Annotated in this window: 13 protein-coding genes and 1 pseudogene; 2 read left to right on the top strand and 12 right to left on the bottom strand. The window is 39.8% G+C overall.

Going from position 1 to position 17,371, the window contains the following annotated elements; genetic code table 11:
• Nucleotides 1-73: 73 nt before the first annotated feature.
• From treR to BpJC4_RS09975, 9 genes are all read right to left on the bottom strand, one after another.
• Nucleotides 74-793: a trehalose operon repressor gene (gene treR / locus BpJC4_RS10010; protein WP_151697845.1), complete on the bottom strand. Its 720-nt coding sequence runs from the start codon at nucleotides 791-793 to the stop codon at nucleotides 74-76.
• Between the two features lie 42 nt (nucleotides 794-835).
• The gene (treC, locus tag BpJC4_RS10005) at nucleotides 836-2,524 is read right to left on the bottom strand and encodes an alpha,alpha-phosphotrehalase (protein WP_151681574.1); all 1,689 of its coding nucleotides are present in this window, start codon (nucleotides 2,522-2,524) and stop codon (nucleotides 836-838) included.
• Nucleotides 2,525-2,602: 78 nt separating this feature from the next.
• A complete protein-coding gene (treP, locus tag BpJC4_RS10000) occupies nucleotides 2,603-4,021 on the bottom strand; it encodes a PTS system trehalose-specific EIIBC component (RefSeq protein ID WP_151697844.1) in 1,419 nt (472 codons plus the stop codon).
• Between the two features lie 46 nt (nucleotides 4,022-4,067).
• The gene (locus BpJC4_RS09995) at nucleotides 4,068-4,553 is read right to left on the bottom strand and encodes a PTS sugar transporter subunit IIA (RefSeq protein WP_151681572.1); all 486 of its coding nucleotides are present in this window, start codon (nucleotides 4,551-4,553) and stop codon (nucleotides 4,068-4,070) included.
• A 256-nt stretch (nucleotides 4,554-4,809) separates the two neighbouring features.
• Nucleotides 4,810-5,295 carry a PTS sugar transporter subunit IIA gene (locus tag BpJC4_RS09990; RefSeq protein ID WP_151682019.1) on the bottom strand — a complete coding sequence of 162 codons (486 nt, stop codon included), beginning with the start codon at nucleotides 5,293-5,295 and terminating at the stop codon, nucleotides 4,810-4,812.
• Between the two features lie 363 nt (nucleotides 5,296-5,658).
• On the bottom strand, nucleotides 5,659-6,888 hold the full coding sequence (locus tag BpJC4_RS09985; RefSeq protein WP_151697843.1) for a sn-glycerol-1-phosphate dehydrogenase: 1,230 nt from the start codon (nucleotides 6,886-6,888) through the stop codon (nucleotides 5,659-5,661).
• A 180-nt stretch (nucleotides 6,889-7,068) separates the two neighbouring features.
• Nucleotides 7,069-7,221: a hypothetical protein gene (locus BpJC4_RS16150; protein WP_172967575.1), complete on the bottom strand. Its 153-nt coding sequence runs from the start codon at nucleotides 7,219-7,221 to the stop codon at nucleotides 7,069-7,071.
• Between the two features lie 144 nt (nucleotides 7,222-7,365).
• Nucleotides 7,366-8,787 (bottom strand): L-arabinose isomerase, encoded by a 1,422-nt coding sequence (gene araA / locus BpJC4_RS09980; RefSeq protein ID WP_151681914.1) that lies wholly within the window; start codon nucleotides 8,785-8,787, stop codon nucleotides 7,366-7,368.
• Between the two features lie 31 nt (nucleotides 8,788-8,818).
• Nucleotides 8,819-9,523 (bottom strand): L-ribulose-5-phosphate 4-epimerase, encoded by a 705-nt coding sequence (locus tag BpJC4_RS09975; RefSeq protein WP_151681919.1) that lies wholly within the window; start codon nucleotides 9,521-9,523, stop codon nucleotides 8,819-8,821.
• A gap of 867 nt (nucleotides 9,524-10,390) precedes the next feature.
• Between BpJC4_RS09975 and BpJC4_RS09970 the strand changes: the two genes are divergently transcribed.
• The gene (locus tag BpJC4_RS09970) at nucleotides 10,391-11,797 is read left to right on the top strand and encodes a sugar porter family MFS transporter (protein ID WP_151681915.1); all 1,407 of its coding nucleotides are present in this window, start codon (nucleotides 10,391-10,393) and stop codon (nucleotides 11,795-11,797) included.
• 18 nt (nucleotides 11,798-11,815) lie between these two features.
• A complete protein-coding gene (locus tag BpJC4_RS09965; protein ID WP_151681916.1) occupies nucleotides 11,816-13,417 on the top strand; it encodes a xylulokinase in 1,602 nt (533 codons plus the stop codon).
• Nucleotides 13,418-13,806: 389 nt separating this feature from the next.
• Here BpJC4_RS09965 and BpJC4_RS09960 read toward each other — a convergent pair whose 3' ends face one another.
• From BpJC4_RS09960 to BpJC4_RS09950, 3 genes and pseudogenes are all read right to left on the bottom strand, one after another.
• Entirely contained in the window at nucleotides 13,807-14,961 is a 1,155-nt protein-coding gene (locus tag BpJC4_RS09960; RefSeq protein ID WP_151681917.1) for a GntR family transcriptional regulator, read from the bottom strand.
• Between the two features lie 357 nt (nucleotides 14,962-15,318).
• On the bottom strand, nucleotides 15,319-15,690 hold the full coding sequence (locus BpJC4_RS09955; protein ID WP_259371266.1) for an integrase core domain-containing protein: 372 nt from the start codon (nucleotides 15,688-15,690) through the stop codon (nucleotides 15,319-15,321).
• A gap of 271 nt (nucleotides 15,691-15,961) precedes the next feature.
• Nucleotides 15,962-17,298: pseudogene (locus BpJC4_RS09950) on the bottom strand (IS4 family transposase).
• Nucleotides 17,299-17,371: the final 73 nt, after the last annotated feature.

Genomic DNA, 17,371 nt, shown 5'->3' with positions numbered 1-17,371 from the left:
GGTTCACCCTCATTTTCTCCGGAAGATTTCCTCTATTCTATCATAGTAGAACAAAAAAATGAAATGCAGAAAATTACCGGTGCTCACGTCTTGCAAAATCCACAAACCGGAATTTATCCAGCCTGTGCCGCGATTCCGTGTATTGCAAAAGGCTCGTATCATCCAAATAAACTTGGTTCCGTACAACGACCACATGATTGTATTCCTTCATATCCAAATACTTGTAATCTTCCTCGGTTGCTTCTTCCACTGTAATTTCTTTTTTCGCAAAACTGATGACAAGACCGAGCTTTTTTTCGAAATATCGGTAAAGTGAAACTTCGCATATATCTTTTGTGATGGTTGGAACAAATTTCCTTCGGATATAGTCTTTGTCTAATATAATATTTTCTTGATCGACTTCCCGTGATCTGATGACTTGCCAAACTTCTTCTTTTCCTGATATTTTTAAGTGCTGGCATAATGTTTCATCGGGTTTTACCAGCACTAATTCATGGACATTCGTCCGCCAGGCCTTTCCCGAACTCTCTGCAATTTCGCGAAAACTGACCAGTCCAGAAACCGGAAAATCGAACTTTTTTACATCCAGTACTACTGAGCCTTTTCCTTTTATTTTCTGGATATACCCATTTTGTGACAAAAGATTAAGCGCTTTTCGGATCGTTTCCCTAGACGTAGAAAACTGTTCAGCCAAAATATGTTCAGATGGCAGCATGCTGTTTGATTCGATCTTTCCTTTTTGGATTTTGTCCGCTAGTTCGTTATAGATCAACATATATTTATTCTCTCTCATTTTAAATCACCATTAGTCATTGTAACATGGTATGGCAGAGAATTACGATTTCTTCATATAATAAACAATGGATTCATAAGGGCGCAGCGCAATGGAATGGAAATCTTCAGGGGAATCCTTGTAATTGGCAATTAGGATTTCAGCATGCCCATACTGCTTAAGATCCAATTCTTCCGGCAGTTCAAACTGTGCCGGTTTCCCGTAAAAATTATTTACCACTAAAAGCTTTTCTTCTTCCCCGTTTCTGAGATACGCAAAAATTTCAGGGTGTTCAGGGAGAATCAGCTGGTAATTTCCGTAAGTGATCACATCATATTTTTTCCGCAATTGAATCAGTTTTTGGTAATGGTAGAAAATAGAATCTTTATTTTTCAAGGCATCCTCGACATTGATATCTCTGAAATTCGAAGCCACCGCAATCCACGGCTTTCCTGTTGTAAAACCACCGTTTTTCCCACTGCACCATTGCATCGGGGTCCGTGAATTGTCCCGGGATTTCTGTTTCAGAATTGCCATAATTTCCGTATCGGACTTTCCTTGTTCTTTTAATATCTTATACATATTTAAGGATTCAACATCACGATAATCTTCAATCCAGTCAAAATGCGGGTTTGTCATACCGATCTCTTCGCCCTGGTAAATGTAAGGCGTGCCTTGCATCATATGGATGGTAGTCGCCAGCATTTTGGCCGATTCCACGCGGTATTTACCGTCATTCCCATATCTAGAAACTATTCTTGGCTGATCGTGGTTGCACCAGAACAACGCATTCCATCCCCCGCCATCGTGCATGCGCGTTTGCCATGTGGAGAGAATTCGCTTTAATGCGATAAAATCAAAATCCGCCGCTGTCCATTTATCACCGTTTTCATAATCAACTTTTAGGTGATGAAAATTAAACACCATGCTTAATTCCTGCGCGTCTGGATTCGTATAGCGGATGCTGTCCTCTATTGTTGTTGAAGACATTTCCCCTACTGTAATCGCATCGTACTTTGAAAATACTCTACGGTTCATTTCATGCAAAAATTCATGAATGCGCGGGCCGTCTGTGTAAAATTTGCGGCCGTCCCCAGGTGGTACTGACCCGTCATCATCCGGGAAGTCCTGATTTTTTGAAATCAAATTAATAACATCCAGACGGAAGCCGTCGACACCTTTTTGAAACCAAAATTCCATCATTTTATAAATTTCTTCACGGACCTTTTCATTTTCCCAGTTTAAATCCGCTTGTGTCACATCAAACAGATGCAAGTAATATTGCCCTGTTTTTTCATCATATTGCCATGCCGGGCCACCGAATTTTGAAACCCAGTTGTTCGGCTCCTTGCCGTCCACCGGATCTTTCCATATATAATAATCACGGTAAGGGCTGTCTTTCGATGAGGAACTTTCGATAAACCATTGATGTGCGATTGAAGTATGGTTCACAACAATGTCCATAATGATTTTAATGCCTCGCGCATGGGCTTCTGTGAGCAACTGATCAAACTCATGCATTGTTCCATATGTTTCATCAATGGCATAATAATCACTGATATCATAACCGTTATCACGCTGCGGGGATTGATAAATCGGTGTCAGCCAAACAACATCGATGCCAAGAATCTTTAAATAATCCAATTTTTCAATAATCCCCTTAAGATCGCCGATGCCATCCCCGTTTGTATCATTAAAGCTTTTGGGATAAATTTGATAAACGACTGCTTTTTTCCACCAAGGTTGTTTCAATTTTTACACCACCGAATCCTTCTATATTATCCAAAAGGGCCTGTACGAATAATCGCACAGGTCTCCTGTCTTTAAGATTTATGCTTTTTGTCTTTTTGCTTTTCCAAATACGAAGGTTAACACGAAAGGTACAATGAGTGCGACTGCCATACCGATAAAGAACGTTCCCCATGATTGCGGGAAAATAGATAAAAATCCCGGAATCCCGCCGACACCGATCGCCGGGGCTTTTACATGGCCGGTTGCCAAAATAATCCCTGCAATCGCCGATCCGATCAGTGCACATACGAATGGAAATTTATAACGGAGATTGACCCCGAACATCGCCGGTTCTGTAATGCCAAGGTATGCGGAAACGGTTGATGTACCCGCCAGCCCTTTAACATTTTTATCTTTTGCCAGAAACATCATCGCAAGTGCTACGGAACCTTGTGCAATATTGGACATCACGAGAATCGGCCATAAATAAGTGCCGCCAGTGCTTGAAATCAATTGGAAATCAACAGCAAGGAAAGCCTGGTGCATCCCTGTAATGACAAGCAGTGCATAGCAGCCGCCGTAAATTAACCCCCCGATTGCCGGCACATTATTAAACACCGCAACAATGAGGCCAGTAATCCAGTTCCCGATTTCAAAAGTAATCGGTCCGACCGCAATGAACGTAACAAATCCTGTTATCAATAGTGCAATTGGTGCAACAAGCAGCAACTGTACGGAATCCGGAATATGTTTTTTTAAATAGATTTCCAGTTTAGCCAAAATAAAGGATGAAACGAGGACAGGCAGTACTTGCCCCTGATAACCGATTTTATTGACATGATAACCGAATAAATCCCATGTTGGTATTGTGTGGTTTTTCAAAGCTTCGCCGTATGAATAAGCATTTAATAAGTTTGGATGAATCATCATGGTCCCGATTACAATTCCGAGCAGCGGGTTGCCGCCAAACCGTTTAACAGCCGACCAGCCGATTAACGCAGGCAGGAATGTGAAAGCAGTATTTGCGATAATATTGATCATATCAGCAAGCCCTGCCCAGTTTTTATGCACTTCAATGAATGATTTTTGATCGTAGAAAATGCCTTGGCCTGTTAAAAGATTGTTTAAGCCCATTAACAAACCTGCTGTTACGATTGCCGGCAAAATTGGAATAAATATATCGGAAAGCATTTTGACAAATCGTTGAAGCGGGTTCATTTTTTTAGCTGCTTCGTTTTTGACATCATCTTTAGATGCTTCCCCAATCCCAGTAATTTCGATCATTTTATCATATACTTTATCAACGATCCCCTGACCGATTACCACCTGGTATTGCCCGTTTGCCAAGAAAGACCCTTTTACAAGGTCAATTTTTTCAAGTCGTTCTTTGTTTACTTTTCCTTCATCTTTTAATGCAAACCGCAGCCTTGTCACACAATGTGTCGCAGCCGCAATATTTTCCTTTCCCCCTACAGCCTCAACAATCTGTTTGACAGATTCATTGCTGATTTTTGCCATGCTGTTTTTCCTCCTGTATATCTATATTGGCGCACTCAATTTCCAGCTATAATTGTGCAGTCATTATTTCTGTTTCCCCTGCCAAAGCTTCAACGCCTGTCTTCTTTTCAAGGGATTTTACCTTTTCTCCATTTGTAATGACAATGGATGTAATGGAGTCCGCTGCCCATTCTTTTATAAAAGCAAGATTAAATGTGATGAGCGGGTCGCCTTTTTTTACTTTATCCCCTGCCTTAACAGCGGCTTCAAAACCTTTGCCATTTAACGATACCGTTTCCAATCCGATATGAATTAAAAGTTCCAGCCCTGATGTGCCGCGAAGCCCGATGGCATGCTTCGTAGGGAACACCTGGATCACTTCTCCGTCAAATGGAGCTACCAATTTCCCGTCAACCGGTTTAATGGCAATCCCGTCTCCCATCATTTTTTCAGCAAAAGTTGGATCGGGAACTGCTTCAATCGCAACAGCTTCACCTTTTAAAGGTGCATAAATATGTTCTTCTTGCGGTTTTTTTTGAAACAATTTGAACAAGATAGCCACCTCTTTTGGTCAATAGCGTTTTCATTAATTTTGAATCTTGTATATACAAGTCATGTTATTATAATATCCTGTATATACACCGTTGTCAATAGCGTTTTCATTTCCGGTTAAATATAAAAAATTCCGGCAACCGTCTAATAAATGCCGGAATAAATTGTTATATTATAAAATGATCAGCGTACTTTTCCTTCAACAGGAATGCTTTATGAACTACCCATTCGATCCCGTACTTTTGGAAATTCCCTTTCTATATGGTAGCCCACATGATTTCTGTCTTACCCGCCACTGCTTCAATGCCTGTTTTCTTATCAAGTGATTTAACGATTTCACCGTTTGTAATGACAATGGACGTAATGGTATCTGCTGCATTTTCTTTAATAAAAGCAAGATTAAATGTGAGAAGCGGGGCGCCCTTTTTCACCTGATCCCCCGCCTGTACTGCCGTTTTAAAACCTTCCCCATTTAAAGATACCGTTTCCAATCCAATATGAATCAAAAGTTCCAACCCCGATTCCCCGCGGAGCCCGATGGCATGTTTGGTAGGGAATACTTGGATCACCTCCCCGTCAAACGGAGAAACTAAATGGCCGTCCGACGGTTTTATCGCTAATCCATCCCCGATCATTTTTTCGGAAAAAATGGGGTCGGGGACATCTTCAATGGCAACCACTTCACCCCTTACAGGCGCAAAAATATGTTCTTCTTTTCTTTTTTTATGGAAAAATGGAAACAAGAAGGACACCTGCCTTGTTTTAAAATATAATATTATTTTACCACCTAAGCATAAATCCGGCAGCTTTCAATGAAAGTGCCGGATTTTTATTCAATGTGTGAGAATGATATTTCAAGTAGTCCGTGGTGCAAGGGATTTCCTGCCTTAAGTCATTCCCGTTTCCGGCAGCAAAAGCCCGGCCTGACTAAACTGTTGAGAATAGTATGCAGATGCCGCCCCCATGATGACAGTAGTTGTTTTTTTCATAAATCCCCCAAATAGAATGAAACCTTATACCTGCAAAACCTTAGCTCCATTATATTCGTTATGACGAACATTAGCTAGAAAAAGTTAAAAATCATATCGTAATTTTTTGTAACAAACCTATATCTCTGCCAATTTGTGTTCCCCCATCCTGACAATCTCATTTAAAAACTTCAAACCTGTGAAACGGTTGCGTAAATGGTGTGCATTTTGCAGGCTTTCCGCAACCAAACCGCGATCAATATCCAAATCGCGGGGGTAAACCGGGCCGCCCAATTTAGAAATCATATCCCGAATCACCTTTGCATCCGGAATGTTACTGTATAGCGCAACGATTTTATCCCGATGCTGTAAAATTCTTTTCAAATTTTCTTTTTCATCCCGTGTTGTATAAAGTTTTTCCAATCTAGCACGGTCGGATAAAACCGGCAGTAATTCAGTTTTATAAATATCCGAAAGAAGTGCGGTGGAAACGCTGACCTTTGCGCCATGGAGCACTTGCGGTTTATGCCTTTTCAGGAATTCCATTTCCCAATAGTGTGATAAATGGTGCTCGCCACCGGAAGCCGGATGGGACTGCTCAAACATCAGCATTGCCAAACCGGATTTGACCAAAGCTTCAAACAGGACACGGATCCCCGCTTCATCCGCTTTAGAGATTGTATCAATATTGGCAACGCAAGTATCAAGCGCTTCTTTCGTAATGCGCGCAGCCGTTTCAGAGTATGGTTCGCCGGCAGCGAGATGGCCGAAATGCCAGTCGGTTAAAGAAGTAAATTTAGCCATCATGTCTCCAAAACCGGCTGCAATCATTTTGCGCGGCGCATGCTGCAGGACATCTAAATCCGCAAAAACGGCAATTGGTGATTTGGTCTGATATGTGATTTTAAATCCGCGGATGACAATGGGGGCACCCATTGAAGTAAAACCGTCAACGGAAGGGGCAGTAGGAATGGAAATAAAAGGTTTGCTCATTTTATAGCAGGTAAACCGGACGACATCATGGATCGTGCCGGAGCCTGCTACCAGTACCACGTCAGCATCCTGCGGCGTCTCGGTCAAAACTTGGACAATCGAGTATTCATCAGCTAAAACATCCCCATTATTATCGGGTTTTAACAGCGTAACCGAATAGGAAACCCCATTATCTTTTATTTTTTGTTCCAGTTTTCTCCCTGCTGCTATATAAGTATTGGCGTCAGCCACCATCACGATCCGGCTCCACTGTTTTTCTTTCAAATATTTGATCAGCTGATCAAATGCATCGTAAGAAACAAGGATTTTTTCAATCAAAATATTGGACGCTTTTTCCCCGGATAAAGTCTTTATTTGTGAGAGCATGTCTACCATTTTGCAGGTCCTCTTTTTGCATTTTTCTTTCCTATTTCAAAAAGAACAGCTGCCCGGCCGGTTTCCGGACAGCTATGCCACTATTTATCTTGACTCTGAGCCTGACAGATTGAACAGTTAATAGGTGTAAAGTTTGTGACTAATCTGTACAACAGCCAGGCACTTATTCCCGAAATGCGATTATTTATCATTTTTATCTTCAAATGCTAATATACCTAATGAATCAATTTCAGAAATAAGCTGTTTTAAATTTCTCTCTTTTTTTGGTTGTGAAAAATACTTTTCTTCCAATTTGTTAAATCTATCAGCCAGAACATATGCCGTTAAATACAATGTTAACTTTTCCTTTGCAATTTTTTCGGGATCAGCCGCATTAGAACCTGTGACAGATTGAACTAGGCAAATTCCTCTTTATCTAAATGAATATACTCTTCATTTTCTTCACTCATGAATCTTTATCACTCCTTTAGTCCTTATTCAAATTTTCACTACTTCAAGACCTGCTAATTTCGCAAAATCTTCTATTTGTTCAGCCGTTACGGCAAAAGAAAACACGGTATGATGCCCGCCGCCGTTTTCAATCCATTTGCTTATCCCTTCATAAAAGCCCGGTTTTGGGGTCCAAATTTGGCGTGCAACAGGCAATTTTGGCGCTGCTTCCGTAGGTTTTTTTCCTTCTACTTCATACATAACCAGTTTAAACTGATCGCCAAAATCCGAAATGGTTAAATCAATTGCATCCCCTTCCGAGCCGTCAAATACAAGCCTTGCAGGGTCTTCGCGGTCGCCGATACCTAAAGGATGGACTTCCACTCTGATTTTCGTGCTTGCCAATGTCGGATCGACCTCTAGCATATGGGATCCTAAAATTTCCTCATGGCCTTTTACCAAGTTGTACGTATAGTCTTCCATAAAACCTGTTTTTTCGTTATGCGCCATGATTTTGATTAACCGGTCAAAGGCAGCGGTTTTCCAATCCCCTTCCCCAGCAAAACCGTATCCTTCAGCATTCAACCGTTGGACAGCCATGCCCGGCAGCTGCTTCATGCCCCACAAGTCTTCAAAATTTGTCGTAAATGCGGTATATCCGCCCCGGTCGAGAAATTTTCGTAAAGCAATTTCAATCCGGATCTGCTCTTTTACATGTTCTTCAAAATATTGGGGATCGTTATCTCCGATTACAAACTCATATTTTTCTTTGCATTCTGCATAAGTTGCTTCAATTTCCTGGTCTGTCACTTTTTTCATTTCTGCAACGAGGTCGCCGATACCGTAATAATCAACCGTCCAGCCGAACTGGATTTGCGCTTCAATTTTATCGCCGTCGGTAACCGCGACATTCCGCATATTGTCCCCGAATCTTGCCACTTTTATATGGAAGCTTTCGTTGTAGGCGACTGCAACGTCCATCCATTTTCCAATTTGTTTTTGGACATTTTCCTCTTTCCAATGCCCGACAACAACTTTGTTTCTCTTATTTAATCTGGCATTAATAAATCCGTACTCCCGGTCGCCGTGGGCACTTTGATGCAGATTCATATAATCCATATCAATGGTTTTCCACGGAATATGGTCCAGAAATTGTGTTGCTAAATGGAGCAGCGGTTTTTGTAATAATTGTGTTCCTCTGATCCAGTTTTTTGCAGGAGAAAATGTGTGCATCCAAGTAATCACACCGGCAACATTGTCATTATAGTTTACTTCTTTCATCACCTGTGTAATGCTATCGGCAGTTGTGGCAACTGTTTTAAATACAATCGGATATGGCAGGTTGCCGTTTGCATTTAATTCATCAATGATTTTAACAGTATCCTCTTTTACGGCATCCAGCGCTTCTTTTCCGTATAAATGCTGGCTGCCGACTACAAACCAGAATTCATAATCATTTGTCTTTAACATCTAAATAACCTCCTTAATAATAATTAATCTATTATTTATTATTTATCTGGCCATAATAAGCATTTTTACCATGTTTTCTCAGAAAGTGTTTGTCCAAAAGATACTGATCCATGTCAATATGATGCGGATTCAGCTGTAACGAGTGATAAGTCATCTTTGCTACTTCCTCCAGAACAACCGCATTGTGCACGGCTTCAAGAGCAGATTTTCCCCATGTAAAAGGACCGTGATCATTAACAAGTACAGCCGGTATCTGATCTGGGTCAATCTGACGTTTCTCAAAGGTCTCAACAATGACATCCCCAGTCTGTTTTTCATACTTAGTGACGACTTCCTCTTTTTTCATGGCTCTTGAGACCGGAACGGGACCATAAAACGTATCGGCATGCGTCGTTCCTGCTGCAGGAATATCAATGCCTGCCTGAGCAAATGAAACTGCCCAGGGAGAATGTGTATGAACGATCCCTCTAATATTGGGAAAATGACTATAGAGCACACAATGTGTTGGTGTATCGCTTGACGGATTTAAATCGCCTTCCACGACATTTCCGTCCAGATCGACAACCACCATTTTTTCCGGTGACAATTTTTCATAATCGACACCGCTCGGCTTAATTACAACTAAGTTTTTTTCACGGTCAATTCCGCTTACATTTCCCCACGTAAAGGTGACCAGATTATATTCAGGCAGCAGCATGTTCGCTTCATAGACTTCTTTTTTCAATTCTTCTAACATCATCTGATCATTCCTTTGATATTGATTGATTCTTCAGAATACTTCAGGATCTTCAGCCACTTCATCACATCATTGATGCCTGTATCAAAATAGTCGTGCAGTTTTTTAACTCTTCATAAGTGCGTTTCATCGTGTCAATGGAACACCCACATAATCATTGGCATTTTGAAGCGCCCAGTCAATGCCAAAAGCAATAAGTATTCCCGGCAGTTCATTCTTCAATCACCCCAACCGGGTAATTTCCGACAGCCGAAGAAATCACCTCACCGACTGATAAATTCAGAAAAACGGCTCGGACCGACATGGATTTAAAATCAACTCGGATGCATATTTTGACATGTTCACACCTCCATCGATTAACCGCTTACAAGAAGAATACTATATCAATTATCCGTATAAGTCAACGAAAAATATATTTGTATGCATAAATATGTTTTGCTGCACATAAAGAAAATGTTTATACAACGGGTTTTTTGGATGCTTTTGTCGAATGAATATGCAAGGGAAATCCCGTATTTATGGTGTTCGTATATTTTTGATGCCACCGCCTTCTTGTTAAGCATTTCTATATCTTCTAAGCAGCACCTGAATAATTTAAGAGAAGCAGAGAACGCAAGTCGTGACGGCAAAATTAAACATTTCTTAGTAGTTTAAAAACTTTTAAACGCCGCGGAATTTATCCTAATAAATATTTTTTGTATTGATTTATTAGGATAAATATGCTAGCATGTATATGCGGTTTGAAAACGCTTTTATTTTTTCTTAAATGTTAGCGTTCACAAAAGGAGGTCAGCAAAAAGCCATCAATACTTTTAGTAAAGGGATTTTTATACAACATAATTATTAAACCTTGAGGAGGGAACTTTAATGGTTGATGAAAAGAAAATCTCGAGTGGCTTTATTTATTTTTTCGGGGCTTTTGGAGGCATTCTTTTTGGCTATGATATTGGTGTTATGACGGGTGCTTTGCCTTTTCTGGAAAATGATTGGAACCTTCAAAACAGCGCTGGCGTTATTGGATGGATTACCTCTGCGGTGATGTTTGGCGCTATTTTCGGAGGCGCCTTGGCCGGACAACTTTCTGATCGTTTAGGACGGCGCAAAATGATTTTAATATCTGCTTTAATTTTTGTTGTTGGATCCATTTTGTCAGGAATAGCCCCTCATGATGGGCAATATTTTTTGATTGTTGTTCGGATTTTATTAGGATTGGCCGTTGGTGCTGCTTCTGCATTGGTCCCGGCCTATATGTCGGAAATGGCGCCTGCACGTTTGCGCGGGCGTTTGTCAGGTATTAATCAAACAATGATTGTTTCCGGGATGTTGCTTTCGTACGTTGTCGATTATTTATTGAAAGATTTACCAGAAACAATGGCATGGCGATTAATGCTTAGTTTGGCAGCCGTACCTTCTTTGATTTTATTTTTTGGAGTGTTAAGGTTACCCGAATCACCACGTTTTTTAATAAAGAACAATAAACTTGATGAAGCACGTAAGGTTTTAAGCTACATTCGCTCTAAAAAAGAAGAAATTGATTCTGAAATAAAACAAATTCAAGAAACTGCTAGAGAGGAAGAAAATGCAAATCAAAAAGCATCATGGGGTACATTATTTAGTAATAAATACCGTTATTTAGTAATTGCCGGAGTGGGTGTAGCGGCTTTTCAACAATTCCAGGGCGCAAACGCAATTTTTTATTACATTCCTTTGATTGTAGAAAAAGCAACAGGGCATGCAGCTAGTTCGGCGTTGATGTGGCCAATTATTCAAGGGGTTATTCTCGTAGTAGGTTCATTAATATTCCTAATGATTGCTGATAAATTTAATCGCCGTACTTTATTGACAATGGGCGGAACGATTATGGGGCTATCCTTTATTTTGCCAGTAATCTTGAATTTACTAATTCCTAATGCAAATCCGATGATGATCGTTGCTTTTTTAAGTATCTATGTAGCACTTTATTCATTCACGTGGGCTCCTTTAACTTGGGTCCTGGTTGGAGAAATTTTCCCGCTGATTATTCGTGGACGTGCGTCAGGATTAGCTTCATCATTTAACTGGATTGGTTCTTTCTTAGTTGGATTGCTATTTCCAATTATGACTGCTTCGATGTCTCAAGAAACTGTTTTCGCAATTTTTGGTGTTATTTGCTTACTTGGGGTTTTATTTATCCGGACACGTGTTCCCGAAACCCGTGGCCATACCTTGGAGGAAATCGAAAAAATCGGGGAGAAAAACGTAATTGAAGAAAAAGGTGTGAAAATAGACTTATAAGGCAGGGAGGTAAATTAAATGAACTTAGTGGAAACTTCTAAGGCAATTCAACAGGGAAATGTCTCATTAGGCATCGAATTAGGATCAACGCGTATTAAAGCAGTATTGGTAACTGACGACTTTCATACAATTGCTTCCGGTAGCTACATTTGGGAGAATAAATTTGAAAACGGAATTTGGACTTACCCATTAGATGAGGTCTGGAGAGGAATTCAAAGAAGCTATACGCAAATTGCAGCAGATGTTCAGGGTAAGTATCACACTACTTTAACAAAAATTAGCGCGATCGGTGTTAGTGCTATGATGCACGGATATTTGGCTTTTTCAAAGAATGGCACTTTGCTTACTCCTTTTAGAACTTGGCGTAATAACATTACCGAACAAGCTGCTGATGAATTGACAAAACTGTTTAATTTTAATATTCCGCAACGATGGAGTATCGCACATCTCTATCAGGCAATTTTAAATAAAGAACCGCATGTAAATGACATTCATTTTATTACCACCTTAGCTGGCTATGTACACTGGAAATTGTCTGGAGAAAAGGTTTTAGGAATTGGAGATGCTTCAGGTGTTTTTCCAATTGATGAAGTTACAGGAACTTATTCTACAGAATTTCTGGATAAGTTTGAAAGCCTTGAAAATGTAGCGCATTATCAATGGAATATTCGGGATATCCTTCCTAAAGTTTTAAGAGCCGGTGATCATGCAGGAACATTGACCCGGGAAGGAGCTAAATTACTGGATGCGAATGGAAATCTCCAAGATGGTAGTTTAATGGCTCCGCCCGAGGGTGATGCTGGAACTGGTATGGTATGTACCAATAGTGTTCGTAAACGAACAGGAAATATATCAGTCGGAACATCTGCTTTTTCAATGGTTGTGCTTGATAAGCCATTGAAAAAAGTTTATAGAGATATTGATATCGTCACTACACCAAATGGTGCACCAGTAGCGATGGTTCATATTAACAATTGTTCATCTGATATTAATGCATGGGCAAATGTATTTAAACAATTTGCTGAACGCCTCGGTATAGATTTGAAAACGGATCGTCTATATGAAACGTTATTCTTGGTTACTACTAAAGCTGATCCTGATGCAGGCGGATTACTCAATTACAGCTACTTATCGGGCGAGAATATTACCAAAATGCCTGCCGGGCGCCCGCTTTTTGTCAGAGAACCCAATAGTTCGTTTACATTAGCAAACTTTGTTCAAACTCAGTTATATGCTGCATTTGCGCCACTTAAAATTGGAATGGATATTTTGAAAAATGAAGAACAAATAAAAACAGATGTCATGATTGCTCAAGGCGGTCTATTTAAAACGCCAGTCATTGGCCAGCAAGTTCTGGCCAATGCATTAAATACGCCAATTACGGTTATGAGTACAGCCGGTGAAGGCGGTGCCTGGGGCATGGCAGTATTGGCTGTTTATGCTAAACATGGAAATAGCCGTCAAAGTTTAGAAGACTTTTTAGATCAGGAAGTTTTTGCTAACCCCGAAAGTATGACTTTAAGTCCAGAGCCTGAAGGAGTTTCTGGATATGAAGTATTTATTAAAAAATATCAAGAGGGTTTACCAATTGAGTCAATGGCAATTAAGTCCATTTCATAATGGAAGCGGGGACAATGGAATGGCTGAAAGAATTAAAACAATAAGTTTGTGACGCAAATATGTAACTTGAAAAGATAGAAAAACAATTAAAAAGAATAAGATAACAACAAACCAAAAGCATTTCTTCAGCATAATGAGGAAATGCTTTTGCTTTTAACTTGGACTAATTGGGGTGTTTTCCAATAAAAGTAAAAGCATTTTTTCCATGATATACCCTCTTGTGCAATTTGAATGGTCAAGACCGAAGACGTTTCACCAATACAGCGCAAAATAACATACTCTCTAAGATGCAAGTCATGAGAAAAATTTAGTAACCTCTTTTATCTTGGGCATCCCCTCTTTTAACAAAACCTGATTAAAACAGTTTAGAAGAATGCGAAAAACACATGTTACCTATCGCTATGGCCGTCTGCTTTACCTATCTCATTTTCTTCTAAGCTTTTTATTGAAACTGAGTTTTTAGGATGATTAATCGGTCTCACTGAGTCCCTTTTAATCATTTCCGGCTCATATATCTTTGATGTGACCGGTTGTTTATTTATCATATCGATGATCATTTTACCGGCATCGAGTCCCATTTTTTCCTGCGGATGGCGAATGGTTGTTAATCTTGGATTGATAAATTTCGAAAATTGATAATCATCGACACCAATAATGGAGAGATCCTCAGGAATTTTCAAACCTATTTCTTTCACGAAATTAATGACTTGAATCGCTAACTGATCGTTATAACAAACAATTGCAGTCGGAGCAAACTTGGATCGTGTCAGGATTGTATGAAGCTTTTTAAACAAGTTAATTTTATTTTCTTCCGTTTGGTACATCATGATTTCGCCCATATTTGAAATTTCAGGATGCTTCTGATAAGCTTTGATATAACCATTCATTCGATGAATCCCCTGTTTATCGTCAACCTTAAATATACCAACGATTTGTTTGTGGCCCAGGGAAATTAAATAGTTTGTGATCATTTCTCCGGTTCTTACATCATCCATGATTAAATAAGGAATATCAACATCATCATAGACAGCATTAATGAACAACATAGGAATGCCCATTGATTTGATATTGTCGTAAATACTTTTGTTGACATTATTCAGCGCGCTTTTTGTTGGTTCAATTATTAATCCAGATAACTTATTTGACAATAAATTGGTTAAGCTTTTCCGTTCTTTCTTCGGATTGTTTTGTGTATTGGCAATCAAAATAGAATAACCATAGTTCGATATATAATTGTCGATTCCAGTGATGATATTTGGGAAAATATAGTCCGCTATATGGGTTGTAATTAAGCCGATTGTCTTATCTTTAATAACAGATTTAGGCTTGTCTTTCCAATCATCGACAAATATTCCTCCGCCTTGAATGCGATAAATAAAGTTTTCTTTCTCCAGTTCATCAATCGCATGTCTTACTGTGAACCGGCTTACATGATAAATCTCCATGAGTTCCGACTCGGTCGGTAATTTCTCATTTACTTTGTACTCTTCTGATAAGATTTTCTCCCTTATATCCTGCTTAATTCTTTCATACTTTTTGGTCATGTTATGTTCCCTTTAATTTATTTATAGATAGTTTTAAAAAAGCTTAATAAAACAATGACTTTTATAATAATAACATACTTTACCTCTATTCAAAAACAAAATCAGGCTATTTTTCGCACTATAAAGCCATGAATAGTCACGGATTAACCCCCGTATTTTGGACAGTCTCTCTCTTAATCTAGCTTTTTCTTAGTATTTTGCGTTTTTCCTAACCATTTGTCCTTTTGGTTAGTCTAGTCATTTCTTCCATTCCATCAAGGGTAAAGGCTTTGCCCTCCTGTCGTCGCCCTTGACCCCATTCCAGAAATGGCTGTCATGATTTGTGGGACAAATGGTCGAAAAAATGGAAGGGGAGGGTTAAACCCGTACCTCTTTAATTTTCAGGTCTGTCCGTTGCTTTTCGTAAAATTCCATAGGTGACAGGTCCTGAAGGCTCGAATGCATTCGCCTTTCATTGTAAATTACCATGAATTCCGTAACGGCTTTGTATGCCTCTGTATAGCTCTCAAACTGCCATCTCGACAGGCAGTCGTCTTCAAAAATCCGGAGAAAAGATTCAATGTGGGCATTCATATTTGGCGTTTTCGGTGGTATTCTTTCATGCTCCATTTTCATATTTTCGCAAAACTCCTCAAAGGCATGGGAAATAAACTGTGGCCCGTTATCTGTCCGGATCACAGGTTTTTGCGTCATATCCAATGACTGGCGTTTCTGAAACGCACGCTGCAGAGTTGTACGACGTCTGCGGCTGTGCAGCTTAAGCCCATGTGGTAGTCAATGATATTGCGGTCATAAACGTCAATAATCGACATGACAAAGAAATGCCGGTCTTCACCGTGAATGAAACCGTATTTAATATCAGCCTTCCAAAGCTGATTGGATTTCGTAACCGTACGGTTACGTGCCAGTTTCCTAGGATGCGTGTTTTTCTTTTGCCTTTGCGGCCGCAGTTCTTTTCACAACCGGTACACTTTTTTCTTGTTGATGATTAATTTATAACTCAACTTTCGCAGACTGAAATAGCCAGGCATTGCTTGATATAACTAGGAATTGCCTCCAACCATTTATTCATTTGATTATTAAAGACATTGGCGTCCAGTGTTGTTTTTGTTTTGGCTAATGATTGAAATAGATCAATGAGTGTTTGCAGGGCTGTCAAGTAATCCATCTCTTTGATATCTTCACAAAGTATGTAGAAAAGGTTTCCAATTGTTTTTGGACCCTCTTCCTTTCTCATTGCTAGGCAATTAAAATATAACGGGTAACACAATGGTTGTATGGCTAATTAACATATCATAAGATCGACCCTGGAATTCTTTTCCCAGATTTAAAAGCGATTTACTTACTTCAATGTCCCAACGCATGCCATAAATACGCACAATTTCTTCGTTGCTTAACGTGGTATCTGTGCTAAGAATGGCAAGCCACTCACTGCGTTTATTGCGGTTTCGGACAAAAAGGATCTTTGTCGGTATGCCATTATCAAGGCTGACGTGAACGGAGCACAGAATCTCTTTTTTATCCATATGTGGCTTCGCTTTTTGGTAAAGCTGATCCAATGTCAATTTCTGGCCATTCAGCAAATATCGCTGATTTAACTGCTTTACCATACCGATCACATACAGGCCTTTGCTGGTGATTTCCTGGATTAAAGGAGCCTGCGTAAACCATGTGTCCATTAAAACGTAATCGGCGATAATTCCTTTTTCCAGTGCGTGATCGAGCAGTTTTGAAACCACTGTCAGCTTGGATTCAATAGCTTCCAGCCGGCGTTTGTATCCGGAAGTCCGTTTATCAAGATTAGGATTGATTTCCTGCTTGCGGTTTTCTTTTTTGGCAGAGTTCATCAGCGCAAAGTCAACTGGTATAAACGAGAAGCTGTCTGTCCAACCGAGCGTCAGCATTTGAAACCCATTCATAAATCTCTGTTGGGAATGATCAAATACTTTAGCCAAGAGTTCCACATGTTTACTACGGTTTCGGGAATAGAGAGAATCATCTATAACGAAAGCCGTTACCCGATTTTTAGATGTCAAGGGCTTGATAAACCCGATGATTTCACCACTCAAGGAAAGAAGAAATTTTCTCCAGTTATAAGTTGGCGCATTTAAAAATCGTAGACAGTGTCTTTCCCCGGCATATCGGCCGTCTTTTACTCGTAAAGGCACGAAACCAGTTTTTATATTGGAAAACCAGCAAGAAGATCAGTTTAAAAACAGAATAGCCGGCAAGCTTCTTGATATTGGCTTTTCGCAGATGATAGCCAACATTTAATTCAGAAAATCCCTGTTTTATATCATTTGGCAATTGCGCAAAGTGGTATTCTTTCGTTATCATATAGGTGACACCTTTCTTTATTGGTTTAGGTTTGGACACCTATATTTTACCAAAGAAGAGGGTGTCTTTCTTT

The sequence above is a fragment of the Weizmannia acidilactici genome (assembly GCF_008974185.1).
Taxonomy (GTDB): Bacteria; Bacillota; Bacilli; order Bacillales; family Bacillaceae_C; genus Weizmannia; species Weizmannia acidilactici.
This window is presented reverse-complemented; position numbering and strand designations above follow the sequence as displayed.

Excerpts from the sequence above, each read along its gene's own strand:
- BpJC4_RS09965 (WP_151681916.1), top strand. The coding sequence starts at position 11,816 with ATGAACTTAGTGGAAACTTCTAAGGCAATTCAACAGGGAAATGTCTCA.
- BpJC4_RS09985 (WP_151697843.1), bottom strand. The coding sequence starts at position 6,888 with ATGGTAGACATGCTCTCACAAATAAAGACTTTATCCGGGGAAAAAGCG.
- treP (WP_151697844.1), bottom strand. The coding sequence starts at position 4,021 with ATGGCAAAAATCAGCAATGAATCTGTCAAACAGATTGTTGAGGCTGTA.
- araA (WP_151681914.1), bottom strand. The coding sequence starts at position 8,787 with ATGTTAAAGACAAATGATTATGAATTCTGGTTTGTAGTCGGCAGCCAG.
- BpJC4_RS09970 (WP_151681915.1), top strand. The coding sequence starts at position 10,391 with ATGGTTGATGAAAAGAAAATCTCGAGTGGCTTTATTTATTTTTTCGGG.
- BpJC4_RS09975 (WP_151681919.1), bottom strand. The coding sequence starts at position 9,523 with ATGTTAGAAGAATTGAAAAAAGAAGTCTATGAAGCGAACATGCTGCTG.
- BpJC4_RS09960 (WP_151681917.1), bottom strand. The coding sequence starts at position 14,961 with ATGACCAAAAAGTATGAAAGAATTAAGCAGGATATAAGGGAGAAAATC.
- treR (WP_151697845.1), bottom strand. The coding sequence starts at position 793 with ATGAGAGAGAATAAATATATGTTGATCTATAACGAACTAGCGGACAAA.